This window comes from Minwuia sp., assembly GCF_048263705.1.
In the GTDB taxonomy this organism is placed as follows: Bacteria; Pseudomonadota; Alphaproteobacteria; order Minwuiales; family Minwuiaceae; genus Minwuia.
In genome coordinates this window covers 59812-85168 of sequence record NZ_JBLXDV010000001.1, presented here as the reverse complement: position 1 = coordinate 85168, position 25357 = coordinate 59812, and the positions used below count along the sequence as shown (strand labels likewise).

Annotated in this window: 23 protein-coding genes; 14 read left to right on the top strand and 9 right to left on the bottom strand. The window is 62.2% G+C overall.

Going from position 1 to position 25357, the window contains the following annotated elements:
* Window positions 1-33: 33 nt before the first annotated feature.
* A complete protein-coding gene (locus ACN0X7_RS00375) occupies window positions 34-210 on the top strand; it encodes a hypothetical protein (RefSeq protein WP_417512933.1) in 177 nt (58 codons plus the stop codon).
* 91 nt (window positions 211-301) lie between these two features.
* Window positions 302-718: a large conductance mechanosensitive channel protein MscL gene (mscL, locus tag ACN0X7_RS00370; protein ID WP_417512931.1), complete on the top strand. Its 417-nt coding sequence runs from the start codon at window positions 302-304 to the stop codon at window positions 716-718.
* A gap of 60 nt (window positions 719-778) precedes the next feature.
* On the opposite strand, the gene ACN0X7_RS00365 is transcribed toward mscL, so the two are convergent.
* The 3 genes from ACN0X7_RS00365 to ACN0X7_RS00355 are packed head-to-tail and all read right to left on the bottom strand — an operon-like array spanning window position 779 to window position 2455.
* Entirely contained in the window at window positions 779-1693 is a 915-nt protein-coding gene (locus tag ACN0X7_RS00365) for an NAD-dependent epimerase/dehydratase family protein (RefSeq protein WP_417512929.1), read from the bottom strand.
* 3 nt (window positions 1694-1696) lie between these two features.
* On the bottom strand, window positions 1697-2065 hold the full coding sequence (locus ACN0X7_RS00360; protein WP_417512927.1) for a response regulator: 369 nt from the start codon (window positions 2063-2065) through the stop codon (window positions 1697-1699).
* A 27-nt stretch (window positions 2066-2092) separates the two neighbouring features.
* Window positions 2093-2455 (bottom strand): Hpt domain-containing protein, encoded by a 363-nt coding sequence (locus ACN0X7_RS00355; RefSeq protein ID WP_417512925.1) that lies wholly within the window; start codon window positions 2453-2455, stop codon window positions 2093-2095.
* A gap of 185 nt (window positions 2456-2640) precedes the next feature.
* Here ACN0X7_RS00355 and ACN0X7_RS00350 point away from each other — a divergent pair, with 185 nt between their 5' ends.
* The 3 genes from ACN0X7_RS00350 (at window position 2641) to ACN0X7_RS00340 (ending at window position 5912) form a co-directional block, all read left to right on the top strand.
* Complete coding sequence (locus ACN0X7_RS00350; RefSeq protein WP_417512923.1) at window positions 2641-3489, top strand: AAA family ATPase; 849 nt, start codon at window positions 2641-2643, stop codon at window positions 3487-3489.
* Window positions 3490-3598: 109 nt separating this feature from the next.
* A complete protein-coding gene (locus ACN0X7_RS00345; protein WP_417512921.1) occupies window positions 3599-4777 on the top strand; it encodes a vWA domain-containing protein in 1179 nt (392 codons plus the stop codon).
* Window positions 4778-4859: 82 nt separating this feature from the next.
* On the top strand, window positions 4860-5912 hold the full coding sequence (locus tag ACN0X7_RS00340; RefSeq protein ID WP_417512919.1) for a hypothetical protein: 1053 nt from the start codon (window positions 4860-4862) through the stop codon (window positions 5910-5912).
* Window positions 5913-5945: 33 nt separating this feature from the next.
* Here ACN0X7_RS00340 and ACN0X7_RS00335 read toward each other — a convergent pair whose 3' ends face one another.
* Genes ACN0X7_RS00335 through ACN0X7_RS00325 form a run of 3 tightly spaced genes read right to left on the bottom strand, consistent with a single transcriptional unit; the run spans window position 5946 to window position 9660 of the window.
* On the bottom strand, window positions 5946-7349 hold the full coding sequence (locus tag ACN0X7_RS00335) for a glycosyltransferase family 2 protein (protein ID WP_417512917.1): 1404 nt from the start codon (window positions 7347-7349) through the stop codon (window positions 5946-5948).
* A complete protein-coding gene (locus ACN0X7_RS00330) occupies window positions 7346-8320 on the bottom strand; it encodes a HEAT repeat domain-containing protein (RefSeq protein ID WP_417512915.1) in 975 nt (324 codons plus the stop codon). The genes ACN0X7_RS00335 and ACN0X7_RS00330 overlap by 4 nt, the downstream gene beginning before the upstream one ends.
* A complete protein-coding gene (locus ACN0X7_RS00325; protein WP_417512914.1) occupies window positions 8320-9660 on the bottom strand; it encodes a tetratricopeptide repeat protein in 1341 nt (446 codons plus the stop codon). The genes ACN0X7_RS00330 and ACN0X7_RS00325 overlap by 1 nt, the downstream gene beginning before the upstream one ends.
* A 391-nt stretch (window positions 9661-10051) precedes the next feature.
* Here ACN0X7_RS00325 and acnA point away from each other — a divergent pair, with 391 nt between their 5' ends.
* From acnA to ACN0X7_RS00280, 9 genes are all read left to right on the top strand, one after another.
* Entirely contained in the window at window positions 10052-12718 is a 2667-nt protein-coding gene (gene acnA / locus ACN0X7_RS00320; protein ID WP_417512913.1) for an aconitate hydratase AcnA, read from the top strand.
* A gap of 97 nt (window positions 12719-12815) precedes the next feature.
* Window positions 12816-13550, top strand: coding sequence for a DUF1223 domain-containing protein (locus ACN0X7_RS00315; protein WP_417512912.1), 735 nt, complete (start codon window positions 12816-12818; stop codon window positions 13548-13550).
* Window positions 13551-13661: 111 nt separating this feature from the next.
* Window positions 13662-15425 (top strand): tetratricopeptide repeat protein, encoded by a 1764-nt coding sequence (locus ACN0X7_RS00310; RefSeq protein WP_417512910.1) that lies wholly within the window; start codon window positions 13662-13664, stop codon window positions 15423-15425.
* Window positions 15409-16314, top strand: coding sequence for a 4-(cytidine 5'-diphospho)-2-C-methyl-D-erythritol kinase (locus ACN0X7_RS00305; protein ID WP_417512908.1), 906 nt, complete (start codon window positions 15409-15411; stop codon window positions 16312-16314). The genes ACN0X7_RS00310 and ACN0X7_RS00305 overlap by 17 nt, the downstream gene beginning before the upstream one ends.
* Before the next feature lie 19 nt (window positions 16315-16333).
* Window positions 16334-16987 (top strand): (d)CMP kinase, encoded by a 654-nt coding sequence (gene cmk, locus ACN0X7_RS00300; protein WP_417512906.1) that lies wholly within the window; start codon window positions 16334-16336, stop codon window positions 16985-16987.
* Window positions 16988-17083: 96 nt separating this feature from the next.
* The gene (gene rpsA, locus ACN0X7_RS00295) at window positions 17084-18853 is read left to right on the top strand and encodes a 30S ribosomal protein S1 (protein ID WP_417512904.1); all 1770 of its coding nucleotides are present in this window, start codon (window positions 17084-17086) and stop codon (window positions 18851-18853) included.
* A gap of 169 nt (window positions 18854-19022) precedes the next feature.
* Complete coding sequence (locus tag ACN0X7_RS00290; protein ID WP_417512902.1) at window positions 19023-19961, top strand: mitochondrial fission ELM1 family protein; 939 nt, start codon at window positions 19023-19025, stop codon at window positions 19959-19961.
* Complete coding sequence (locus ACN0X7_RS00285; protein ID WP_417512900.1) at window positions 19958-20593, top strand: 2OG-Fe(II) oxygenase; 636 nt, start codon at window positions 19958-19960, stop codon at window positions 20591-20593. Before ACN0X7_RS00290 ends, ACN0X7_RS00285 begins: the two co-directional genes overlap by 4 nt.
* Entirely contained in the window at window positions 20590-22539 is a 1950-nt protein-coding gene (locus ACN0X7_RS00280; RefSeq protein WP_417512898.1) for a hypothetical protein, read from the top strand. Before ACN0X7_RS00285 ends, ACN0X7_RS00280 begins: the two co-directional genes overlap by 4 nt.
* 75 nt (window positions 22540-22614) lie before the next feature.
* On the opposite strand, the gene ACN0X7_RS00275 is transcribed toward ACN0X7_RS00280, so the two are convergent.
* The 3 genes from ACN0X7_RS00275 to ACN0X7_RS00265 all read right to left on the bottom strand — a co-directional run bounded on the left by ACN0X7_RS00275 (window position 22615) and on the right by ACN0X7_RS00265 (window position 25317).
* On the bottom strand, window positions 22615-23088 hold the full coding sequence (locus ACN0X7_RS00275) for a 2TM domain-containing protein (protein WP_417512896.1): 474 nt from the start codon (window positions 23086-23088) through the stop codon (window positions 22615-22617).
* A gap of 340 nt (window positions 23089-23428) precedes the next feature.
* Window positions 23429-24124 carry a VOC family protein gene (locus ACN0X7_RS00270; RefSeq protein ID WP_417512894.1) on the bottom strand — a complete coding sequence of 232 codons (696 nt, stop codon included), beginning with the start codon at window positions 24122-24124 and terminating at the stop codon, window positions 23429-23431.
* The gene (locus ACN0X7_RS00265) at window positions 24121-25317 is read right to left on the bottom strand and encodes an FAD-dependent oxidoreductase (RefSeq protein ID WP_417512892.1); all 1197 of its coding nucleotides are present in this window, start codon (window positions 25315-25317) and stop codon (window positions 24121-24123) included. Before ACN0X7_RS00265 ends, ACN0X7_RS00270 begins: the two co-directional genes overlap by 4 nt.
* Window positions 25318-25357 lie beyond the last annotated feature (40 nt).

Here is a 25357-nt window from a genome sequence, read left to right as displayed (position 1 = left end):
GCATGAGGCGGCTCTTGTCCGCATGATGCCGACATGAAGACCGAAAAGCCCGATGACCCGGACATCTATGCGACGCCTGCCGACACGGACGGCGTGCTGGACTGGACCAAGGTCACACGGCTCGCCTGGCGACCGGCCTGGTCGATCCGGAGCCGGAAAGGCAGTCTTGCGCCCTTTCTCGACATGATCCGTAACTGGCACGGATTATGATAGCCTATTCCGAACACTGATTCGCTTTCGGGATCAGGCCGCTCCGGCGCATGCGGGAGCATGAACAACACAAGACGAGGAGGGAAGCAGCGTGCTCAAGGAATTCAAGGAATTCGCGATGCGCGGCAATGTCATGGACATGGCCATCGGCATCATCATCGGCGCGGCGTTCGGCAAGATCGTGTCGTCCCTGGTGAAGGACATCGTGATGCCGTTCGTCGGCATGTTCACCGGCGGCGTCGATTTCACCGAGCTTTACGTGAACCTGTCGGGCGGCACCTATCCGAACCTGGCCGCCGCCCAGGAAGCCGGTGCCGCGACCGTCAATTACGGCATCTTCATCAACACGATTGTCGATTTCGTCATCATCGCCTTCGTGATCTTCATCTTCGTGAAGCAGATGAACAAGATGAAGCGGAAGCAGGAAGAAGCCCCGGCAGAGGCACCGCCCCCGCCGCGCGATGTCCAGCTTCTGGAAGAGATCCGCGATATCCTGAAAAAGGCCTGATCGCAATCAGGGTCGCAGCCATGCCGGCTGCGGCCCCTTTTTATTCCAGACAAAACTGAACTACTCGGACTCCAGCGTCAGTTTCAGGCCGTCCCGGAAAGCCATCTGCGCGGGCACATTGAAGGCCGCCGTCGCCTTGGCCGGGTTGCCGATCGATGTGCGAATGTCGCCGGTCCGCGCATCCGCGAAGGTGATGTCCGCCTCGGTCCCGCAGATTTCCGCCACGATGTTCGCCAGGTCGAGCACGGACGTCTCGACGCCGGTGCAGACATTGTAGGCCTCGCCCTGTCCGCCGCCCGCATCCATCGCCGCGATCAGGTGCCGGACCACATCGCCGACGAAGACGAAATCACGCACCTGTCCGCCGTCGCCGAAGATCGTGATCCCCTGCCCGGCGCGGATGCGGTCGGTGAAGATCGCGATGACACCGGAATAGGGTGACTTGGGATCCTGCCGTGGGCCGAAGACGTTGAAGAAACGGAAGCCCGTGTTCGGCACGCCGTGGACACCAAATGCCACGCGGCCATGAAGTTCGCACCCCAGCTTGTCGGCACCGTAGGCCGACAGGGGTTTCATCATCTCGTCTTCGGAAAGCGGCACATTCGGATTGTCGCCATAGGTCGCGGCCGACGAGGCGTAGACCACCGGTTTGCGGCCCGCCTGTTTCGCCGCCTCGAACACGTTGATCGTGCCGGTGAGGTTCACTTTGTGACTGTCGGCCCATTCCTCGGTGCATTTCTGGACAGATGCGACAGCTGCCAGGTGAAAGCAGCCATCCTTGCCCTGCATCAGCCGATTCATCAGATCGGCGTCGCGGATGTCGCCGACGACGATCTCGGCGTCGGCGGGCGGATTGGACCGGTTGCCGGTCGACAGGTCGTCGACGATGGTCACCCGGTCGCCGCGCGCGATCAGGGCGTCGGAGAGGTGCGAGCCAATGAAGCCGCAGCCCCCGGTCACGAGCCAGTCAGCCATGTCTTATCCTTCGAGGGTCTTGCGGACGGCTTCGATGAACTCGTCGACCTGAATGGGCTTGGGCAGATAGGCATCGGCACCCGCCGCCTTGATCTTCTCCTGATCGCCCGCCATCGCCATCGTCGTGACCACGATGATCGGCACGTCCTTCAGCTTCGGGTCCTTCTTCATCGTCTGGACCAGATCGAGCCCGGACACACCCGGCAGCATGATGTCCATGATGATCAGATCCGGCGTTTCCTCATCGGCGAGTTCCAGCGCCTCGTTGCCGTCGTCTGCCGTCACCACCTCGCAGCCCAGCGACTGCAAGGCGGAGGCATAGACCTCCTGCACCAGCATGTTGTCCTCGACGACCAGAATACGCTTGTCCATTTACACTTCTGCCTTCTTCAGGGCCGTTCAGGCCATATTGGGTAGTTCGGCGCGGATCGCCGCTTCGGTTTCGGGGGCCATGTCGACCAGTTCCTGGGCATGCGCCAGTGCCTTTTCCTCCTCGCCATCCTTGACAGCGAACTCGCAGGCGCTGGCAACCAGCTTCATGGCTTTCAGGCCGACCGAACCCGAGCTGGATGTCAGGTCATGGGCCTGCTGCTTGACCACAGCCATGTCGCGTGCCGCGATGCCCGCTTTCAGCAGTTCGATCTTCTCGTGCATCTGCACCACGAACTTGGCCATCAGCATCTCGACCATCTGATCGCCCAGCGCCGACTTGAGCGCGCCGTAGGCCGCGTCGTCGAACTGTTCAGCTGTTGATTCCGACATTTCCCGTCTCCCCGAATCCGCTTTTCCGGCGTTTGCGGCACGCTACAGCAAGTCGGATGCCAAGGCGAGACCGGCCAGCCCGCAGGCTGCCCCCGGTTACCCGCACTTGATCGTACCGGTCAGTAGACCTAGTTTGCCCAGCATCTGATTTAAAGACATCCATACGAAGCGGACGGGGAGACAACATGCGCTTTGAAGGCACCAGCAATTACGTCGCGACCGAAGACCTGATGGTCGCGGTCAATGCGGCATCCACCCTTGAACGTCCGCTGCTGATCAAGGGCGAGCCCGGCACCGGCAAGACGGTCCTGGCGCATGAAGTCGCGAAGGCGTTCGATACCAACCTGATCGAATGGCACGTGAAATCGACCACCAAGGCGCAGCAGGGCCTGTACGAATATGACGCCGTCAGCCGCCTGCGCGATTCGCAGCTGGGCGACGAGCGTGTGAAGGACATCAGCAACTACATCAAGCGCGGCAAGCTGTGGGAGGCCTTCACGGCCGAGAAGCGTCCGGTGTTGCTGATCGACGAGGTCGACAAGGCCGACATCGAATTCCCGAACGACCTGCTGCTGGAACTCGACCGCATGCAGTTCTTCGTCTACGAGACCGGCGAGACGGTCGTCGCGAAGCAGCGCCCGCTGATCATCATCACGTCGAACAACGAGAAGGAACTGCCCGACGCCTTCCTGCGCCGCTGTTTCTTCCACTACATCCGTTTCCCTGACGACGAGACAATGCGCGAGATCGTCGAGGTGCATTATCCCGACATCCAGCGTGAACTGGTGTCCGAGGCCATGCGCATCTTCTACGAGATCCGCGATGTGCCGGGTCTGAAGAAGAAGCCGTCGACGTCGGAACTGCTCGACTGGCTGAAGCTGCTGATGAGCGAGGATCTGCCGGTGGACACGCTGAAGTCGCGCGATCCGAAGAAGCTGATCCCGCCGCTGCATGGCGCGCTGCTGAAGAACGAGCAGGACGTGCACTTGTTCGAACGGCTGGCCTTCCTCGCCAAGCGCGAGCAGAACAAGTAGGATCTTGGTGCATGCCCCGGGCCTGACCCGAGGGTCTGTGTCGAGGCGGACCGTTTGGTTCACAGCGCCCCGGACCTAAGTCCGAGGACAGCAGAGTTGGGAGGCGGACATGTTCGTCAATTTCTTCCTGGAACTCAGGAACAACAAGGTACCCGCGACCCTGCGCGAGTACCTGATGCTGCTTGAAGCCATGAAACAGCACGTCACCGGCTACAAGGTCGACGAGTTCTACTATCTCGCCCGCGCCACGCTGGTGAAGGACGAGAAGAACATCGACAAGTTCGATCAGGTCTTCGGCAAGTGCTTCAACGGACTGGATTTCGTCTCTGAAGAGGCGAGCCACGAAATCCCAGAGGAATGGCTGCAGAAGCTGGCGGAGAAGGTCCTGAGCCCCGAAGAGATGGCCGAAATCGAAGCCCTGGGCGGGTTCGAGAAGCTGATGGAGACGCTGAAGAAGCGCCTTGAGGAGCAGGAGAAGCGCCATCAGGGCGGCAACAAGTGGATCGGCACCGCCGGTACCTCGCCCTTCGGCGCCCACGGCTACAACCCCGAAGGCGTGCGCATCGGCCAGAAGGAAAGCCGCCATCGCCGCGCGGTGAAGGTCTGGGACAAGCGCGAGTACAAGAACCTCGACGACGAACTGGAACTCGGCACCCGCAACATCAAGGTGGCGCTGCGCCGCCTGCGCCGGTTCGCCCGCGAAGGCGCGGACATGGAACTGGACCTGCCCGACACCATCAAGTCGACCGCCGACAATGCCGGTTATCTGGACATCAAGATGGTGCCGGAGCGCCGTAACACGGCGAAGGTGCTGCTGCTGCTCGACATCGGCGGATCGATGGACGACCACATCCGCACCCTGGAAGAGCTGTTCTCGGCCGCGAAGACCGAGTTCAAGCACATGGAATACTATTACTTCCACAATTGCCTCTACGAGAAGCTGTGGAAGGACAACCGCCGCCGCCACACCGAATATGTGGATACCTGGCAGGTGCTGCACACGTTCCCCGCCGACTACAAGCTGATCTTCGTCGGCGACGCCACCATGAGCCCCTACGAGATCGTCTATCCGGGCGGTTCGGTGGAGCACTGGAACGAGGAATCCGGCGAGGTCTGGATGAAGCGCTTCCTGAACGTCTATCAGAAGTCGATCTGGCTGAACCCCGTGCCGCAGAAATACTGGGACTACACGCCGTCGATCAAGCTGATCCAGGAGATGATGGGCAACCGCATGCACCCGCTGACGCTCGAAGGTCTCGAAGCGGGCATGAAGCAACTGTCGAAGTAGTTTTTTTATTGACATCAGAGATAACTAATATCGCAATCACATTCGGGCTAATTCTCAATGCAAGATGATCGGAATGTGATTGATGGAGACATTGCTTGGCCATGATCCACGTTTAGTTGTCGCTGCACTCTCCATAGGTGGCGCGATTATTGGGATTTTTTTGAAAGAAGTTGTTGTCAGAATTTTTTTGGAAGAACGCAAAGAAGAAAAGCTTTCACGAAAAATTTTTTCGTCCTATTTTGACCCAATTGAGTCAGCTTCTTCTGATCTTTTTTGGCGACTAAACGAATTTCTCGTTTATCGTGGCAGAGATTCATTTTTCTCCAATCGAGAAACTGCAACAAAATATGAAAAATACAAATTTGATAGTACGTTATATCGAATCGCAGCACTTCTTGGATGGATCCGTGCATATCGCAGAGAAATTAATGGCTTTTCGTTGAATGCACCAGATTTCGCGTTTGATTTCGAGAATGCATTAGGTTCCATCTCGCATGCCTTGTCAGATGGATCTTTTATCGAGCGCCAAAGGATGCAGGCTCTGTGCGAGTTATGGAGAATAGACCAAAATTTTGACATTCGACCTGCAGAAATAGCAGCACACTTGGATGTCATTTTACAGCGGCATCTCAGCCAGCACAGCGCTGAAATTGCGACTGGATTAGAAGCTGACGAAAAAGCTAGCCTTGCAAAAGATTTGGCTGCTGAGATATCACAAAGAACGCTTGGAGCAGATATCTCACAAAGTGTGATTGATGAGACAGTTGAAAGAGCGATGCAAGCTGTTTCAACTAGGGAAAGTTGGCTTTATCGAGATTTCCAGCATGGAATTGGCGACATGATGATTAAGGAATCGAGTTGGGGGACCAGAAGATTTGAAGTTATTGGCTTTCGCGAATTTGAAGAGATTCTCTCCAATTCAAAGTCCAATGATTATGTCTGGATAGAACGTTTAACAGATATCATTGATGGGCTTGATGTCCAGAGTAAGACGAAAAATGATGCAAGAGTGTCAATGCTAAAAAATGTCTACAGCGCGATTATAGAGCTAACTGAAGCACTTGAGAAAATACAGGATAGACGCTCGGACAACCCCCTGCTAACTGCCGCCAGAGAGTCTAGCTTTGTAAGCTGACTCGCTCTGTTTTTCCACGTATCTCACGATGACTCATCCGTTCTTCCATCCCCTGACCCCTCTCAGATACTGCCACGTACCGATGAAGCGGCAGATGTTGTGATACTGGCGGAAACCGACGTTCTCGACCGCCGCGACGCCCAGCAGGGTCAGAAGCTGCCGGGCGCTGGTCACGCGCTTCAGTTCGATCTCGTCCATGACGATGCCAAGCACCGAGATGAAGAAGCCGAACGCGAACACGATCGCGATGAAGGCGAACGCATAGTCCTGGTTCAGCAGACCGAAAATCCACAGCAGCGGAAACAGCACATAGCCCAGCACTTCGAGGACCGGACTGGCGACATCCAGAATGAAACCATGCAGCAGTCCGAACCAGCCGACACGACCGTACCGGGGCTTCACGAGCATGTCCGCATTCCGGAAGAAGACCTCCAGCGCACCCCGCTGCCAACGGATGCGCTGGCTGGCAAAATCCCGCCAGGTTTCAGGCACATGGGTCCAGCAGACAGGCTCGGCGATGTAGTGAATGAGATACGCCCGGTCCCGGTCGCGCATCAGCCGATGCAGCCGTACCACCAGATCCATGTCCTCGCCGGCCGCGCCCGGACGAAACCCGCCAATGTCGCGCACCGGTTCTTTCAGAAACACGCCAAAGGCGCCGCTGACACAGATGACGGTGTTGAAACGGCTCCAGGACAGGCGGGCCATCAGGAACGAGCGCAGATACTCCAGCGTCTGGATCAGCGGCAGAAGCCTGCCCGGAAGCCGCACATCGGACAGGCGTCCGGCCACGAACATCGACCCGTTTGCGACACGCAACGTGCCGCCTACGGCGATCACCTTGTCCGGCGCGTGGACGAACGGCCCGACCGCACGATGCAGGGCATCCCGCTCCAGCATGCTGTCCGCGTCCAGCGCACAGAAAAACGGGGCACGGGAAACCGCGAGACCGGCATTCAGGGCGTCGGCACGTCCGCCGTTTTCCTTGCGTATGACGACCAGATTGGGATGCTTTCGCGACAGATGAGTGGTATGGATTTCCTCGCTGGAGAACGCCTCGTCGATCTCCATCTCCGCTTCTTCAAGCTCGAAATGGCGATCGATCTCGGCAAACATGTCGTCGGTCGAACCATCGTCCACGACCACGATTTCGAGAGAGGCATAGTCCAGCGCCAGCATCGAATTGATGTTGTCGACGATGTGGTCCGCTTCGTTGAAAGCCGGAACGATGATCGAGACAGGCGGCAGAATGCGGTTCGTCAGTTCGAAGCGCCGCAGTGCGCGCCGCTGCGCGCGCTCCTGCCGCAACACGATGAATGCGACCAGCATCTGGGCGAAATAGAGCGTATACTGAAACACGCCCGTTGCCAGGATCATCAGCATGATCACGTTGGCTGCCGGCAGCAGCCACTCGACCGCGAACCCGGTCCAGGTCATCGATCCGCCGCCGAATCCGAATTCGGCCCGATCCGGTTCAACGCATGGGCAGCGGCATTGCGGACCTGCCATTCGCCGTTCTCGATCAGCGGCTCCAGCGCCGGCCGGGCATCCTCAAGTCCCAGCCGCCCCGCCGCGGCCACGGCTTCGACCTGTACCTTCCAGTCGTCATTGTCGATGGCGTCGATCACCGCCTCGGCGAGCGCCGGATGGTCCTCGTCACGGATCGCGCGCAACGCCGTCGCTTTGACAGACCCGTCCGGATGCCCGATTTCCCTGACCAGCGTCTGGGCGGCAATCCGCCCGCTCGACCCGCCGAAGATTTCAAGGCCGAAGAGTTTGGTCTTCGCCTCGTCCAGATGCGGTTCCGCCGCCTGGGCAAGTTCGACGCTGCCCTTGCCGTGAAACAACGCGCGCGCGCGCGACAGGGCACCGTCGCGATCCATTTCCGCCATGATCCGGGTGATATCCATCTCCGCCCCGGACATCAGCAGCGAGGAAGCCGCCGCAAGTCGGACCGCCAGGTCCCGATCGCCCAATGCCAGGGTGAGCTGGTGTCTGGCGCGGTCATCAGGGAAAATCCCGAGCATTGCAGCGGATCGCTCACGCACGACTGCGCGCCGGCTCTGCATGCGGTTGATCGCGCGCGTCATGGTGCCGATGGCCATCAGGAACCGGATCAGCGCGTCGCGTTCCGGCCCCTTCAGATCGTCCAGCAGGGCCAGCGCCGTCTTCTCGAACGCGGCGCGTTTTCGGCGCGGCAGATCGATGGAGTCAGGGGCGCGATCAGGATGCTCCCGTATCTCCGTCAGCAGCGTGCGCACCCGTTGTTTGCGGATCCGCTTGCGGCGTGCTTCGAACAGTTCGTTGACAAACCTGCGCAGCAGAAGAACGGCGAACACCAGCAATGCGATCGCGATCAGCACGACGGCGGCCATCCAGATGATCTGCGGCACGGTCAGCAAGAACATCAGAATTCGTACTTCAACGTCAGACCGATGAAGTACCGCCGGGTGATATCCCGGATATCCTCCCGCGCGAACGAACCGATCACGGTCGTCCGGTCGGACAATGGAAGCTCGACAGCCGAAAAAGCCGTCCGGATGACGATCGTCCGGCCTTCGGAATCCTCTGGCGCAACGCCATAGCCACCGCGGATCGCCCATCCGCCCGGAAACCGCCAATCCGCCTGCCCGACCCAGCCGAGAATATTGTTGCCGTTCTCGTCATTGGTCAGGAAGCCGCGAAAGGTGGTGTAGAATGACCCGTATCCGACATCGAAATACTGAACCGCGCCGAGCGACAGCCGCTCGGCCTGACCATCGTTCAGTCCCGATGCCAGAATGCCCGCATCCAGCACGGTGACCGGCAGTAGACCTCCAGCGTCGCGCACCCGCACCGAGACATCCGCGCCCACCCGGTAATCGGGCAGGAAGTCGTTGCCGGGTCCGATGCCCAGCCTCAGCGTCGGTACATATATCTCGTTGCGCCACGGGGTCAGGAAAGCATCCGCGATCGCGTCCACCTCGCCGTTCCGGCTCTCGGTCTCCAGCCTCAGGCGGTAGATGTCTCCAGGCCGTTCCCGGACGATGTCCAGCACACCTTCGTGACGTTTCAGGTCGGGATCGAAATCGCCGACCCGGTAACCCAGCGCGACGATCCAGTCCTCGCGGGCATCACGCGCCTGTTTCAGACCGCGAAGCCGCTCCCGCCGGGACGTAATCGCCGGATCGCCGGGGAAAGTTGCCTCCAGCCGCTGGAGCCTGCGTTCAGCGCGTGCGATATCCGGCAGGGCCAGGGCCGCATCAATCGATCCCACCTGCGCGGCACGGTTGTCGGGTTCGTCGGACAGAAGCGCGGCATACTTGCGTTCAGCCTCCGCCGGGCGCTGCTGATACAGGTCGATCCGCGCGTCGAGGGCCCGCGCGGCGGCATTGTCAGGGAACCGTTGCAACAGGGCATCCATCCGGCGCTCGGCGCGATCATGATCGCCGACCGCCGCCATCGCCCGGATCAGCGCAAGATCCAGCCCGACATAGTCGGGAAACCGTTCGACGAAAGGTTCCAGCAGGCGCACCGCCTCTTCCGGACGCCCCAGACCGTTCAGTGTCAGTCCCAGAAACAGGGCGGCGTCGGGATTCCCGGGTGCCTTGTCCATCGCCGCCCTGAAAAGTGCTTCGGCACGATCCAGATCACCCGCCTCGCGGGCAGCGCGCCCTTGATCGTAGAACTGCTTGAAGGTTTCTGCCGTGGCCGATCCTGCCCAGGCAGACAGGCTGATCAGCAGGATGAGAAGACGAACGAAAATCATGAAACGGCCTACTGCTACGCACTCGCCCGAAGGGCAATCTCCCTCCGATCAGTATTGAACGGACTTGCAGTTGAAAAGGGGGCGCTGGGCGGAAGCATTCAAAACATCTGTATTTAGGTATTCCAGTAGTACATGAACGCCATCCCCCAGTTTTACGACGGAAACACGCGCGCTTGTGCCAGGACAGAATATCCGGCAGGCGACCGGAAAAAATCCAGCGCGCGGCTATCGATCACGTTTCAGGCCTGCCGCGCCTGATTGTCCGTTTGTCGTGGCGGCGGCAACTGGTACAAGAGCGGTCAGAAGATTGGGAAAAGAGGCGGAAGCGGGATCGCGACAGGGGTCGGGAGGTCTTGACGCTTGCCTTGCATGCCATGGAAGGAGACTTGAATTGGGCCAGGACACGCTGAAGACACGCCGCAGTCTGGAAGCCGGCGGACATTCGTATGACTACTACAGCCTGAAGGCTGCGGAGGCCGAACTGGGCGATCTGTCCACCCTTCCGAAGTCCCTGAAGGTGCTGCTGGAAAACCTGCTGCGCTATGAGGACGGCCGCACCGTCACCGTCGAAGACATCAAGGCCGCCGCCGCGTGGCTGAACGAGCGCCGTTCGGACCGCGAGATCGCGTACCGTCCCGCGCGCGTGCTGATGCAGGATTTCACCGGGGTGCCTGCCGTTGTCGATCTGGCCGCCATGCGTGCCGCCATCGAATCGATGGGCGGCGACCCCAAGAAGATCAATCCGCTCAGCCCCGTCGATCTGGTCATCGACCATTCGGTGATGGTTGACGCATTCGGCGATACGACCGCGTTCAAGACCAACGTCGATCTGGAATATGCCCGCAACAAGGAACGCTATGAGTTCCTGCGCTGGGGTTCCACGGCATTCGACAACTTCCGGGTCGTGCCGCCGGGCACCGGCATCTGCCATCAGGTGAACCTGGAATATCTGGCCAAGGTGGTCTGGACCAAGGAAGAGGACGGCAAGACCGTCGCCTATCCCGACACGTTGGTCGGCACGGACAGCCACACCACGATGGTCAACGGACTGGCCGTGCTGGGCTGGGGCGTCGGCGGGATCGAGGCCGAAGCCGCCATGCTGGGCCAGCCGATCTCCATGCTGATTCCCGAAGTCGTCGGCTTCAAGCTGACCGGCAAGCTGAAGGAAGGCACGACGGCGACCGACCTGGTGCTCAACGTCACTCAGATGCTGCGTGCCAAGGGCGTTGTCGGCAAGTTCGTCGAGTTCTTCGGCGACGGCGTCCGTCAGATGAGCCTGGCCGACCGCGCCACCATCGCGAACATGGCGCCGGAATATGGCGCGACCTGCGGCTTCTTCCCGATCGACGAGGAAACGCTGGCCTACATGCGTTCCACCGCACGCCCGGACGATCTGGTGGCCCTGACCGAAGCCTACGCCAAGGAACAGGGACTGTGGCTGGACGATGTGGATCCGGTCTTCACCGATACACTGGAACTGGACATTTCGACGGTCGAACCGGCCCTAGCCGGGCCCAAGCGGCCGCAGGATCGCGTGCTGCTGTCGACCGCGGACACGGATTTCGAGAAGGCCCTTTCCGAAGTCTTCGACGTCGCCGACAAGGGTGCAACCGCCCGCGTCAAGGAACTGGACTGCGATCTGACCCATGGCGACGTGGTCATCGCTGCCATCACATCGTGCACCAATACGTCGAACCCCAGCGTCATGCTCGGCGCCGGTCTGGTGGCGCGCAACGCCGCCGCCAGGGGCTTGACCGTCAAGCCGTGGGTGAAGACATCGCTGGCACCGGGCAGCCAGGTGGTCACCGACTATCTGGACGCCGCCGGTCTGTCCGATGACCTGAACAAGCTCGGGTTCGATCTGGTCGGCTATGGCTGCACGACCTGCATCGGCAACTCCGGGCCCCTGCCCGAACCGATCGCCAACGCGATCAACGAGAAGGATCTGGTGGCCTGTTCGGTGCTGTCGGGCAACCGCAACTTCGAAGGCCGCGTGAACCCGCACGTGCAGGCGAACTATCTCGCCTCGCCGATGCTGGTGGTCGCCTATGCCATCGCCGGTTCGATGAAGATCAACCTGCTGAACGACCCGTTGGGTCAGGACAGCGACGGCAACGACGTGTTCCTGAAGGACATCTGGCCGTCCAACAAGGAGGTGAGCGAAACCGTCCGTTCCTGCGTCAAGGAATCGATGTTCGAGATGCGCTATGGCGACGTCTTCAAGGGCGACGAGAACTGGCAGCGGATCGACGTTTCCGGCGGCCTGACCTACGACTGGGATTCCACGTCGACCTATGTCCAGCATCCCCCGTACTTCGAAGGCATGTCGGCGGAGCCCGGCGGCTTCAGCAATGTCGAGGACGCCCGCATCCTGGCGATGATGGGTGACTCGGTGACCACGGACCATATTTCGCCGGCGGGCTCGTTCCGCGAGGAACATCCCGCCGGACGTTATCTGGCCGACCATCAGGTCCCGCCGCGCGAGTTCAATTCCTACGGCTCGCGCCGCGGCAACCATCAGGTGATGATGCGTGGCACCTTCGCCAACATCCGCATCCGCAACGAGATGGCACCCGGCACCGAGGGCGGCGTGACCCGCCACATGCCGTCGGGCGACCAGATGTCGATCTACGATGCGGCCATGCGCTATCAGGAAGAGGGTCGGCCCCTGGTCGTGATCGCGGGCAAGGAATACGGCACGGGATCGTCACGGGACTGGGCCGCGAAAGGCACCAGCCTGCTGGGCGTCAAGGCGGTCATCGCCGAAAGCTTCGAGCGTATCCATCGCTCGAACCTGGTCGGCATGGGCGTGCTGCCGCTGGTGTTCAAGGACGGCCAGACCCGCAAGAGCCTGAAGCTCGACGGTTCGGAGGAGATCTCGCTGAGCGGCATCGCCGACGGCATCAAGCCGAGACAGGACGTCGCCTGCACGATCAAACGCAGCGATGGCTCGACCGAAGAGATCCAGCTCCTCTGCCGGATCGATACGGCTGACGAAGTCGATTACTACCGCCACGGCGGCATCCTGCACTACGTGTTGCGCCGCCTGGCCGCCTGATCAGGCACGGACCGGCTGACATCACAGTGTCGCGAATGACGGGCGAGTCACCCGCATGTGACTCGCCCGTTTTCATTCATCTGCCTATTTTTGAGCCATGAAAACTGCAGCCAGACTGATCGCCATCGCCGGGTCCGCGCTGATGCTACTGTCAGCCAATGTCCAGGCCGAGGACAACCGGATCACGGTTGTCGAGCTGTTCACGAGTCAGGGGTGCAACTCCTGCCCGCCCGCCGACAGGCTGATGGGAGAGCTTGTGAAGCGCGACGATGTGCTGGGACTCAGCTTTCATGTGGACTACTGGGACTATATCGGCTGGCGTGACACCTTTTCGCTGCCCGAATCATCGACCCGCCAGCGCAACTATGTCGGTCGTGCGGGCGGTCGGTACGCCTACACGCCGCAGATCGTGATCGGCGGACAGGATCAGGTCGTGGGCAGCCGCAGCCATTCGGTGGAAACGGCCATCCGGAACGTAAAGGCCCCCACGCCGGTCGAGATCAGCACACAGCCGCTGGGGGACGGGCAGTATCAGGTTCACCTGCAGCCGCGAGACCTGAACGAGACCGCCTGGGTCTGGCTTGTCACCTTCGACAGCCGCCACGACGTCGAGATCAAGCGCGGCGAGAACGGCGGCAAGACCCTGTCGTATTTCAACGTCGTCCGGAAGATCGAACGGATCGCCACATGGGACGGCTCGACCGGCCTGATGGTGCCCGTCGACATGCGTCGCGCATGGTCCGAAGGCCGCGATGGCTGCGCCGTGATCGTTCAGGCGGGCGGCTTCGGTCCGGTTCTGGGCGCAGTGCAACTGGCCAATCCGCAAGGTTGACCGGTTTTTTTCGCGACCGTTGTCGCAATTGCCACGATTTCGGGTTGCAGGACGCGGCGCAGCGCAGAGAATAGCTGCATGAACCGTTCGATATCTCTCCCCAGGCACGGGATGCGACTCGCCATTGGCACCGGCATCCTGCTGCTGACCGCCACACTTGCCCAGGCTGAAATCGCCGGGCATGAAATCCGCCTCTCCCAGTCAACTGCGGTCGCCAAGGCAGATACGCAGGATTCCGGCGCATCTTCGTCGCTCCCGGTCATCTCGGGCGAGGGCATCGGGGCGTTTCTGGCTGGCAGACAGGCAAAACTGGATGGCGATACCGCCGTGGCCTCCAGCTATTTCGCCCGCGCACTGGCGGAAGATCCCGACAATGAATGGCTGGTGCGCAGATCGTTCCTGCTGGATGTGGCGGCCGGCCGCATCGATCGTGCGCTGCCGCTCGCCCAGCGCGTGCTGAACCGCTACGAACAGTCACCCGTCGCCAACCTGGTGATCTCGACCGATCACATCGTAAACAAGCGCTATGGCAAGGCCGAAGCTCTGGTCGACAAGGCCAGCGCGCGTGGCAGCATGCAGTTGCTCGCGCCCCTGTTCCGCGCATGGGCGGCCTACGGGTCCGACGATGTGAAGCGGGCGCTGGCGCGTCTGAAGCCGCTCGAAAAGAAGAAGTCGTTCGCGCCGTTTCATGCCTATCACAAGGCCATGCTGCTGGGCGCGTCCGGCGACCCGGCCGGCGCACTGGATGCGCTCGACGCCCTGCCCGATGGCGTGTCGCTGGACCTGCGATCGAGGCTGGTCTACGCGGCCCTGCTGGAGAAACGCGACGGCCCCGACGCGGCGATGGCGTACCTGAAGGGGCTGACGGCCCGTTATGGCGAGAACCCGGTCCTGCGCGCCTACCTGTATCACGGCCGTCCGATTGCCGAGGCCTTTCCGGTGACGACGGCGACCGACGGACTGGCGGAAGCGCTGTACGGCGCGGCCTCGGCGCTCTCTCGCGAGTCCGTGAGCGACGTGTCGATGATCTACCTGCGGCTGGCCCTTTACGTGAAGCCGGATATGGATGTGGCGCAGGCGCTTCTGGGCGACATGCTGGAAGAAGACGGCCACTGGGAAGAAGCCATCGCGGCGTTCGGGGCGATCAGTGACGATTCGCCCTACAAATGGGCCGCCCGCATCCGCAGCGCCTGGGCGCTGGACAGCGTCGGGCGCACCGACGAAGCAGCCGTCATCCTGCGGGAAATGTCGAAAGAACGGCCCGATAACCTGACAACGCTCGCCACCCTCGCCGACATGCTGCGGGGCCACAAGCGTTTCGAGGAAGCCGCGAAAGTCTACGCCGAGACGATCGAGCGGATGGAGACGCCGGGCGCGCGTCACTGGTCGATATTCTATGCCCATGGCATCGCGCTGGAGCGTACGGGCCGCTGGGAAGAAGGCGAGAAGAGCCTGATCAAGGCGCTTGAACTCAATCCCGATCAGCCGCTGGTGATGAATTACCTCGGCTATTCGTGGGCGGACAAGAAGATCCGGCTTCCCGAGGCGGTCGCCATGATCCAGAAGGCCGTCGATCTGCGTCCCGCCGACGGCTATGTCGTCGACAGTCTGGGCTGGGCCTACTACCAGAAGGGCGACTATGAAACCGCGGTCCGGCATCTGGAACGGGCGGCGGAACTGCGCCCCGAGGATCCGGTGATCAACGATCACCTCGGCGATGCCTACTGGCATGTCGGCCGGCGCATGGAGAGCTGCTTCCAGTGGCGTCACGCACTGGCCCTGGACCCCGACGAGGAGACGGTTCCGGTCATCCGTGCAAAGATGTCCAAGGGCCTAGAGCCGGGCGCGAAGGACTTCCGTGGCTGCCGTTTCTGAGGACACGGCCTCTACCTGCACCGAACTGGCACCGGCGAAGATCAACCTCTTCCTGCATGTCGTGGGGCGGCGGGACGACGGCTATCACCTGCTGGAAAGCCTTGTCGCCTTCGCCAGCGTTGGTGACCGGGTCAGCATCGAACCGTTGCCCGGTACCACCTCGTCAGCGACCCTGTCGGTCACGGGCCGCTTCGCCGACATGATCGGCGGTGACCCCGGCGACAATCTGGCGATCCGCGCCACGGCCGCCCTGCGCGGCATGGCGGGGACGTCCGGCGACATTCTGGTTCGCCTGGAAAAGAATTTGCCGGTCGCGGCGGGGGTCGGCGGCGGTTCGGCCGACGCAGCGGCCACGCTGATCGCGCTCAACCGCTTCTGGAATCTGGGCCTCGACCGGGACGCGCTGGCCGCGATCGGCCTGTCCCTCGGTGCCGATGTGCCGGCCTGCCTGCACCGGTCGGCGGTGATGATGCAGGGCATCGGCGAAGAACTGGCGACGGTCCCGATGCCGTCGGGTCTGGGGGTTGTGCTGGTCAATCCGCTGTTGCCGCTGCCGACACCTGCCGTTTTTGCGGATTTCAGATCCTTCGGGCATTTCGCCCCCGTCGGACGTTTCGACTGGCAATCGACCCGCGACCGGCAGGGTTGGCTCGATCAGCTCGGTCGGACGTGCAACAGTCTTGAGCCACCGGCGCGCCGTCTGCTGCCGCGGATCTCGAACATCCTCGATACGCTTTCGCAGACCGGGGATTGCCTTCTGGCGCGCATGTCGGGTTCCGGTGCGACCTGCTTCGGGCTTTTCGCCGACTGGCAGACAGCGGCACGACGGGCGGATCAGCTTTCCGGCGCACATCCGGAATGGTGGGTCGCGCCCGGCAGGCTTCTGTGATCGGCAGGGAGACAGCAGCATGACGCGTGTCATCGCAGTGGATGGACCAACGGCCTCGGGCAAGGGCACGCTGGCCCGTCGGCTGGCCGTACATTTCGATTTCGACTGGCTGGACACGGGAGCGCTCTACAGGGCGACGGCGTTGAGGCTGCTGAGATCAGGAAATCCGGAGCCTTCGGCGGATGCTGCGGTCGATGCCGCCAAAGGCATCTCTGCCGACGATCTGGCCGACCCGGCCCTGCGCGATGAAGCCACCGGCAACCTGGCGTCGGGCGTCGCGGTCATGCAGCCCGTGCGCGACGCACTGTTCCGGTACCAGCGGGACTTCGCCGCCCGCCCGCCCGGCGGCAGGGGCGCAGTTCTGGATGGCCGGGACATCGGCACGGTGATCTGCCCGGACGCCGACGTGAAGCTGTTCGTCACGGCTTCGCCGGAGGTCCGCGCCAGCCGCCGCTTCGAGGAACTGCGCGGCCGGGGCATCTCGGTCAGCCTGGCCGACGTGATGACCGATCTGCAGGCCCGCGACGCCCGCGACCGCTCCCGCAGCAGCGCTCCGTTGCGGCCCGCGGAAGATGCGGTGTTGATCGACACGTCCGAATTGGATATAGAAACGGCGTTTTCCACAGCCCTTGAGGCGTGTGCGGCCCGTTGGAGCGGGAGCAGCGTCGGCTGATGGAAAGGCCCGGACGGTGCGGTGATCAGGTTGTGAAAACAACAGTCTGGCACGGCAAATTCAAACCGCGGGCCGCTGAAAGGAGAATACTCTTACATGAGTGATGTATCAATCGGAGCTGCCGAGCAGCTCCCGAGCCAGGACGATTTTGCCGCCCTTCTGGACGAAACCTATGGCTCTGAAGACAATCTTGAAGGTTCCGTCGTCAAGGGAACCGTCATGGCCGTCGAGAACGATTTCGTCGTCGTCGATGTCGGCCTGAAGACCGAAGGCCGCATTCCGATGCGCGAATTCGGCGGCAACCAAGCCGAGATCAAGGTCGGCGACGCCGTTGAGGTGTATCTGGAGCGGATCGAGAACGGCCAGCACGAAGCGGTCATCAGCCGCGAGAAGGCACGCCGCGAGGAAGCCTGGGCCAAGCTGGAAAAATCCAACGACGCCGGCGAGCGGGTCGAGGGCATGATCATCGGACGGGTCAAGGGCGGCTTTACCGTCGACCTGTCGGGCGCCGTGGCCTTCCTGCCGGGCAGCCAGGTGGACATTCGTCCGATCCGTGATGTCGGACCGCTGATGAACACGCCGCAGCCGTTCCAGATCCTGAAGATGGATCGCCGCCGGGGCAACATCGTGGTCTCGCGCCGCGCCGTTCTGGAAGAAACCCGTGCCGAAGCCCGCCAGGAACTGATCCTGCGTCTGGAAGAAGGCATGGTCATCGAAGGCGTGGTCAAGAACATCACCGATTACGGTGCGTTCGTGGACCTGGGCGGCATCGACGGCCTGCTGCATGTCACCGACATGTCGTGGCGCCGTGTGAACCATCCGACCGAGGTTCTGAACATCGGCGAGACGATCAAGGTCCAGGTGATCAAGATCAACAAGGAAACCCAGCGCATCAGCCTGGGCATGAAGCAGCTGCAGGCCGACCCGTGGGATGGCGTTGCACTGAAGTATCCGGTGGGCGCGCGTCTGGAAGGCCGTGTCACGAACATCACCGACTACGGTGCGTTCGTGGAGCTGGAAGCCGGTGTCGAGGGTCTGATCCACGTCTCCGAGATGTCCTGGACCAAGAAGAACGTGCATCCCGGCAAGATCGTTTCGACCAGCCAGGAAGTCAGCATTCAGGTTCTGGAAGTCGATCCGGACAAGCGCCGCATCAGCCTGGGCCTGAAGCAGACCATGGACAATCCGTGGGACAGCTTCGCCGACCAGCATCCGGTGGGTTCGACGGTCGAGGGCGAGGTCAAGAACAAGACCGAGTTCGGCCTGTTTGTCGGCCTGGACGGCGACATCGACGGCATGGTCCACATGTCCGACCTGAGCTGGGACATGTCCGGCGAGCAGGCGATGGAGCAGTTCAACAAGGGCGACATCGTGCAGGCGACCGTTCTGGACGTCGATACCGACAAGGAGCGGATCAGCCTGGGCATCAAGCAGCTCGAGTCCGATCCGTTCGCAGGTGCCAAGTCGCTGAAGCGCGGCAACACGGTCACCTGTTCGATCACCCGCGTGCTGGAAGCCGGTCTGGAAGTCGAGACGTCGGACGGGCTGTCGGGCTTCATCCGCAAGGGCGACCTGTCACGGGATCGTTCCGAGCAGCGGCCTGACCGGTATGCCGTCGGCGACAAGGTGGACGCCAACGTCATCAGCGTCGATGCCAAGACCCGCAAGGTGAACCTGTCGGTCAAGGCACTGGAAGTCGCCGAAGAGAAGGAAGCCGTTGCGAACTACGGCTCCTCCGATTCGGGTGCCAGCCTGGGCGACATTCTGGGCGCGGCCCTGAAGGCCCGCATGGAAGGCTCGACCGACGATGCCGAGGCCGAGGCCGAAGCCGAGGCCAAGAGCGACGACGAGAACGACGACAAGTGATCGCACCAGACGGGCTGCACGTTGCAGCGCGTCGATCACGACATGATATGGAGCGGGGGACGGTGATGCCGTTCCCCGTTTTCATTTCAGGGAACGGGACAGGCGAGGCTTCCGGGTGAGTCCAGAAAATGACATCACGTGCTGGGTTCTGTCCGACGGGAAGCCGGGCATGGAAAACCAGTGCCTCGGGCTCGCGGAGACGATGGGTGCCGATCCCGAGGTGAAACGGATCGCGGTCCGCAATCCATGGCGCAGCCTGCCGCCGCAGCTCTGGCTGCGCCCGTTCCAGGCCCTCTCGGATACGTCCGATCCGCTGCAGCCGCCGTGGCCCGATCTGCTGATCGCGACGGGGCGGCAGACCGTGGCCCTGTCCACGGCGATCAGGAAGGCGTCGGAAGGCCGGACCTTCTCCGTCCAGATCCAGAACCCCGTCGTAACCCCTTCAAATTTCGACATGGTGGTCGCGCCGCAACACGATCGGTTGCGCGGTCACAATGTCATCGAAACCTTCGGTGCGCTGAACAGGGTCAGCGCTGCGGCCATCGCGACCGCGGCGGAACGGTTCTCCGGCGGCGTGAGCCACCTGCCACGACCGCTGATCGTGGTGCTGCTGGGCGGCGACAACAAGGTCTATCGGATGACCGAGGCCAGTTGCCGTGACCTTGCGGCAAAACTGCGCAACCTGTGCGAAAGCAGCGGGGCCGGGCTGGCCGTCACCCCGTCGCGCCGCACAGGAGCCGTGAACGAGAAGATCATCCGCGACGCCCTGGCCGACCTGCCCCATGTCTGGCACGAGGAGGGACAGCCGAATCCCTATCTGGGCTGGATGGGCCTGGGGGATGCGTTCGTGGTGACGTCCGACTCCGTGAACATGGTCTCGGAGGCCTGCGGTACCGGCAAGCCGGTGTTCGTCCATGACCTGCCCGGCGGAAATGCGAAGTTCGAACGGTTTCACCAGGCCCTGCGAGAGGCGCATATGGTGCGCCCGCTGGACGGCCAATTGGCGCACTGGACTTACCCGGTTCTCGATGATACCGCCAAGGTTGCCGCTATCGTAAAGCAGCGATTTGCGGAGCATCTGCAGAAGCTGGAAAGACCGCGCACATGATCCGTGTCGAAATGGAGCGCCTGAGAGAGACGCCGCTGAAGACCGAACCTTACGACTATGTCCTGGTGCCGGAGTTCGTGCCGCTGGACTGTCTGGACGCCATCGGCGCCGACTTTCCGGATATTTCGCAGCCTGGTTCCTTTCCACTTGCCGATCTCAAGGGCGGCCCGGCCTTCAATGCGCTGATCGAACGGCTGGAGCAGTCCGACTTCCGCGACGCCATCGCCGAGAAGTTCGATATCGACCTGACCGGCCGCCCGATGACCTGCACCGTGCGCGGGGCAACGCAACTGAAGGACGGCCAGATTCACACCGATTCCCTCAGCAAGCTGATCACGGTGCTTGTCTATCTCAACCCGCCCTGGGGGGAGGAAGGGGGCCGTCTGCGCGTGCTGAACAGCGGCACCGATCTGGATGACTATGCCGAAGAGATCGAACCTTCGTCCGGCAACATGCTGATCTTCCGGCGGTCGGAGAATTCATGGCACGGCCACGAACCGTTTCAGGGCCGCCGCCGGGCGATACAGATCAACTGGGTCACCAGTCAGGCGGTCGCCGACCGCGAACGCAAGCGGCACCGGCTCTCGGCGACACTGAAACGTCTCAACCCCTTCGCGACGAGAACGGCATGAACAAGCTTGATATCAACACCTTCAACAATGCCGATCATTCCAGCGGCTGGCGGCCCGGCAACAATTCGGGCGGCACGTCGCTGTTCAAGGCGCTGGGCCATCCGGCCGTCGCCGATCAGGGCCGCGCCTGGCGCGCCGGACTGGAACAGGCCGGACGGCTGGCGATCTACGATCCGCTGGGCGAAGTGCAGACGGTCAATGCGCTCTACAACCTGCAGGCGCTGAAGCCCGACGCCTATTTCGTGCAGCAGGTCGAACATCTGGACCGCAGCTTCGCCGGCCTGCCGGCACGCCTGATTTCCGATATCGACGGTTCCTTCGATGTGCTTCTGATGACTGCCTTCGATGACGGCGGCAAGCTGGCCAGCCACCTGAACCATGTGCTGCCGGAGGGCGTGCGCATCGAGACGCTCGACGTCCTGCGCCTGTCCGACGACAGGATCACGGTGAAACACGCTTATCTGGACCCGAAGAACTTCGCGACCAACTTCGCCCTGCTGCGCGACGGCGGGGGGCTGCACACGCGTGTCGTCACGGCGAACTACTGGTCGGTCGGGGACCGCTCACCGGTCCTGTGGTGCCGCCTGATGGGCGAGGACGGGCGGCTTCTGGCCGAATGGGATCAGGACGTGGGTCCGGCGGGCAGCACCATCGTCATCGACAGCCAGGAGGTGCGGCAGCGGTTCGGCCTGGGCGATTTCTGCGGATCGCTGTTCCTGCATGCGGTCGGTGCGCCGTTCCACGAGATCGTCAAATATGCGCTGGACGTTTACGGCGATGCGGTCGAGCAGCTTTCGTGCACGCATGATGCGAATGCCTGGCCCGCTGAGTATTACGCCGGCGTGCCGGCACCGGATGCGGACGAACAACTGGTCCTCTGGGTCCAGAACAGCCACCCGATCCCGATCCCGGCCAATGCGATCGGCTTCAATCTGGTGGGCGGCCAGGATGTCGGCACCTACCCGGAAGCGATCCCCCCGTTCGGCACGCGGATGATCGATGTCGGCGCGCTGCTGCCAGACGCCCGGTTTCCCGACCAGATCGAGATCCGCGCCGGCGAGTATTTCGTGCGCCCGCGCTACGAGGTCATCCGTTCCGGTTCGAACCGTCGCCGGATCGCCCATGCGAACGTGGAACGTACAGACCTGCAGCCCGACCCCGAGATCGAGGCGAACATGCCGCATCTGGGCCGCGGCTACATCATGCCGTTGCCCGTGCTGCCGGTGGAGGAGTTCTCGACAACCTGCTTGCCGACGCCGATGGCGACCGGTCAGATGGAGATGCCGATCCGCATCGAACTGTTCGACGCGGACGGGACCAAGGCCGCCGAGAAATACCTCGGTCGCGTTCAGCGGCGCGACTCGATCGCGCTCGACATCGACGACTGGATGCGCGAGGCGGGGGCCTCACTGCCGTCGGGAACGGGCCACGTCGAGTTCCTGTACGACTTCCGGGACGGCGGCGGTGCGGACGGGTGGCTGCACGCGCTCGCCCGCATCGAACAGCGCGCCAGCGGACACCGGGCCGAGACCATCTTCGGGGCACACATGTTCAACATGCCCATCGTCTTCCGCGATGAGCCCCAGTCCTACGCGGGCCGGCCACCCGGACTGACCACGCGCCTGTTCCTGCGCCTGGGCGACGAGACGGCGGACACGATGTGCCATCTGCTCTATCCGGCGTCCATGCGCTGGGCCGATCATTCCGCCACGGACCTGAACCTGTTCAGCGGCCGGGGCGAGCAGATCGCGACCACGCGGATCGAGATACCGCGCGGCGGTTCACGGCATTTCCGCTATTCGGAAGTGTTCGACGACGTCACCCGTGCCAGGGCCGGCGAGAACGCTTATATCCAGATCCGCGACGTCACCTGCCGCCTGTTCGGCTTTCATGGCCTGATCCGCCCCGGCGTCGCCTTCAGCCTGGACCACATGTTCGGCTACTGAGGCGGCCCCGGCGGACAGAAACCTCTCGCAGATGAGTCCCGTCGCGGCGACATCCGCCACGACGGGATCTTCCGTTTATGATTTGCGTTGCTTTGCCAGTTGTTTCTCGACCTGCTGGCGTTCCCAGTGCGCGCCGAACAGCGGCACGCTGCGCGTGATTGCGATCCAGTGGGCGGCGACACCCATGCCCCAACCGAAAGCCGGCCAGAAAAACCATGGATGGCTGGCATCGCCGATCAGCCAAAGGAAAAACAGCAACGCGATGACGAACACGTAGGACATCAGGTGAAAGTAGAAGCCCTTTATCTCGCGCACATATTCCAGTGCGTCGGCTTCCTCATCCGTCATGGCTTTCTCTGCGGTCATTGAATTCTCTCCTGACAGGGTTTTCACGTCGGTCTCCAGAACCGATGCCAGGGCGTTGAGCGTTTCCAGGCTTGCCTGTCCGCCTCGCTCGACACGCTGGACAGTGCGCACGCTGAGACCGCTCACTTCCGCGAGCGTCTCCTGCGACCATCCCTTGTCGAGCCTGAGCTTGCGTACGATCATCTCTGTTTTTCTCATCATCGGCTCCGTGCTGAAACAGTGCGAGAAGGAGAGGATGCCTGCCACGACAGCAGCATGACACAGCCTCGACGCCATCGCGACGTTACGATCCGGAGGTGACTCGCGAGCGCCGAGAGAAAGACCCTGCAACAGCCGCGCGGGCGCAGTTTCGTCGCTGACGCCAGCCGCGACAGCAACACGACACGCACCCGACACTGTCGCGGCTTCATGGTCCGGGGACGGGCCGTGGACGGCACGACGAGGCCCCCGAAAAGCCTGCGATGGCACGGGACGTCGACCGGGGTTCGATGCTTCATGCGATAGCCGTGTCCCGAACTCCTGGCTACTCCGCTGCCGCGACCTTTACCGGCGGCTGGTTCTCGCTGTTGGCCAGCATCTTCTCGTCGGAGGTTCTCAGGATCGCCTCATAGACTTTCGGCGGGTAGTTGGTCATGTGCGGGCCGGGCGCGTCCGGCCCGGGTTGCGGCACCGGGCCGCCGTCGTTGGTGTAATCCGACGAGACCTTGTAACGCGCCAGCTCCGCGTCGCTGATCCCGCACAGGCCGACGACTTCCGGATCGATCCAGGCTTCCGCGTTGATGGGTTCGGTGGAATAGGACAGTTCCAGCGACAGGTTTTCCGGCCCCGCGAAATAGATCGACATGCAGAAGCCGTGGTCCTTCGGTCCGATCACCGGCACGCCCTTGGAACGCAGCCGGTCGCGCATGGCCAGCAGTTCGTCATGATCCGCCACCTTCAGGGCCAGATGCTGCATGACGCCCCTGGCACTGTTCGCGCCGGGATTCCCCGAATGGGTCTGCCCCAGCTTGACCGGGATCGCCGCGATATCGGGATTGTGCACGAAGGCGATGGAGCTTTCGTCATTCAGGCGCAAAAACCCGTGGAACGTGTTCTCGACGCCGTGCATCCAGTACAGCGCCACCAGTTCCATACCCAGCTTGTCGGTGAAGAACTCGATCTGCCCTTTCATGTCGGCCGTCGTGATCGCGATGTGATGCAGTCCACCAACCTTGTTCATGATGTTCTCTCCTGTTCGCCCAGATGCGCCGTCAGCGCATCATAGCGGTAAAGCCGGTCGATGGTCGCGCGATAGTCATCCCCGGCCGACTGGTTGCGGTCCACGGCGTCGTCTCCGTGCAGGTGAAACAGCTTCGCGTTGCGCCGTGACCCGTTCTGGATGGATGCCGTGCGATCCCTGCGCAGGTCTTCATAGCGCTGCAGGGCGTCGGGGACATCCATGCCCATCGACAGACAACCGGCCAGCACGGCACCGTCCTCGATCGCCATCACCGCCCCCTGCGCCATGAACGGCAGGGTCGGATGACAGGCATCGCCCAGCAGCGTCACCCGTCCACTGCCCCACTGATTCATCGGCGGCCTGTCGAACAGCGCCCATTTGAAACAGGCATCGGAATCCATGGCATCGATCAGGGTCTGCAGATCGTCGTGCCAGCCAGCGAAATCGGCGCGCAATTCCGCAATGTCACCTTTCTCGGTCCAGGATTCGACCTCCCAGCCTTCCTTCTCCACGACTGCGACGCAGTTCACGAAAGCCCCGCCGCGCACGTAGTAGTGCACGAAATGCCGGCCCGGCCCCCACCAGGCCGTCGCCGCGGGCCGCACCAGCCCGTCGGGCAGCTTCCCGGTCGGGATCAGGCTGCGCCAGGCGATGTTGCCGGTGAAGGTCGGTGCGGCCGGCCCGAACAGGCCCTCGCGCACGACCGAGCGGATACCGTCCGCGCCGACCAGGATATCGGCCCGGTGGACCCCGCCCGAACGATCATGCACGCGAACACCGTCTGCGTCCTGCTGGAAGTCCGCCACCCCCAGATTGGTGTACAGCTCGATGTGGGGCGAGGCACCCGCAGCGTCGGCGAGCACACGGATCAGGTCAGCCCTGTGAATATGGTAATAGGGGAAATCATACTTCTCGACGACGCTGTCGCCCAGGGGACCGCCGGCCAGCACCTCACCGGTCTGCCAGTCCCTCCGCTCGGACATCTGCGGGCGAAAGGCGACAGCTTCCAGTGCATCGCTCAGACCCAGATCAAACAGTACGCGGTTGCCGTTCGGGCTGATCTGGATACCGGCACCGATCTCGGTGATGCGATCCGACTGTTCCAGCACGGCGACGCGGAATCCCTTTGCCGCGAGACAGAGCGCTGCCGTCAGCCCGCCGATCCCGCCACCCACGACGATGACATGTTGCATTGCACCTTCTCCCCTTCGGCCATTCTGGAACGGCTGGCCC

Excerpts from the sequence above, each read along its gene's own strand:
- ACN0X7_RS00375 (WP_417512933.1), top strand. The coding sequence starts at position 34 with ATGAAGACCGAAAAGCCCGATGACCCGGACATCTATGCGACGCCTGCC.
- ACN0X7_RS00365 (WP_417512929.1), bottom strand. The coding sequence starts at position 1,693 with ATGGCTGACTGGCTCGTGACCGGGGGCTGCGGCTTCATTGGCTCGCAC.
- ACN0X7_RS00360 (WP_417512927.1), bottom strand. The coding sequence starts at position 2,065 with ATGGACAAGCGTATTCTGGTCGTCGAGGACAACATGCTGGTGCAGGAG.
- ACN0X7_RS00355 (WP_417512925.1), bottom strand. The coding sequence starts at position 2,455 with ATGTCGGAATCAACAGCTGAACAGTTCGACGACGCGGCCTACGGCGCG.
- ACN0X7_RS00350 (WP_417512923.1), top strand. The coding sequence starts at position 2,641 with ATGCGCTTTGAAGGCACCAGCAATTACGTCGCGACCGAAGACCTGATG.
- ACN0X7_RS00345 (WP_417512921.1), top strand. The coding sequence starts at position 3,599 with ATGTTCGTCAATTTCTTCCTGGAACTCAGGAACAACAAGGTACCCGCG.
- ACN0X7_RS00340 (WP_417512919.1), top strand. The coding sequence starts at position 4,860 with ATGGAGACATTGCTTGGCCATGATCCACGTTTAGTTGTCGCTGCACTC.
- ACN0X7_RS00335 (WP_417512917.1), bottom strand. The coding sequence starts at position 7,349 with ATGACCTGGACCGGGTTCGCGGTCGAGTGGCTGCTGCCGGCAGCCAAC.
- ACN0X7_RS00330 (WP_417512915.1), bottom strand. The coding sequence starts at position 8,320 with ATGTTCTTGCTGACCGTGCCGCAGATCATCTGGATGGCCGCCGTCGTG.
- ACN0X7_RS00325 (WP_417512914.1), bottom strand. The coding sequence starts at position 9,660 with ATGATTTTCGTTCGTCTTCTCATCCTGCTGATCAGCCTGTCTGCCTGG.
- ACN0X7_RS00315 (WP_417512912.1), top strand. The coding sequence starts at position 12,816 with ATGAAAACTGCAGCCAGACTGATCGCCATCGCCGGGTCCGCGCTGATG.
- ACN0X7_RS00310 (WP_417512910.1), top strand. The coding sequence starts at position 13,662 with ATGCGACTCGCCATTGGCACCGGCATCCTGCTGCTGACCGCCACACTT.
- cmk (WP_417512906.1), top strand. The coding sequence starts at position 16,334 with ATGACGCGTGTCATCGCAGTGGATGGACCAACGGCCTCGGGCAAGGGC.
- rpsA (WP_417512904.1), top strand. The coding sequence starts at position 17,084 with ATGAGTGATGTATCAATCGGAGCTGCCGAGCAGCTCCCGAGCCAGGAC.
- ACN0X7_RS00290 (WP_417512902.1), top strand. The coding sequence starts at position 19,023 with ATGGAAAACCAGTGCCTCGGGCTCGCGGAGACGATGGGTGCCGATCCC.
- ACN0X7_RS00285 (WP_417512900.1), top strand. The coding sequence starts at position 19,958 with ATGATCCGTGTCGAAATGGAGCGCCTGAGAGAGACGCCGCTGAAGACC.
- ACN0X7_RS00280 (WP_417512898.1), top strand. The coding sequence starts at position 20,590 with ATGAACAAGCTTGATATCAACACCTTCAACAATGCCGATCATTCCAGC.
- ACN0X7_RS00275 (WP_417512896.1), bottom strand. The coding sequence starts at position 23,088 with ATGATCGTACGCAAGCTCAGGCTCGACAAGGGATGGTCGCAGGAGACG.
- ACN0X7_RS00270 (WP_417512894.1), bottom strand. The coding sequence starts at position 24,124 with ATGAACAAGGTTGGTGGACTGCATCACATCGCGATCACGACGGCCGAC.
- ACN0X7_RS00265 (WP_417512892.1), bottom strand. The coding sequence starts at position 25,317 with ATGCAACATGTCATCGTCGTGGGTGGCGGGATCGGCGGGCTGACGGCA.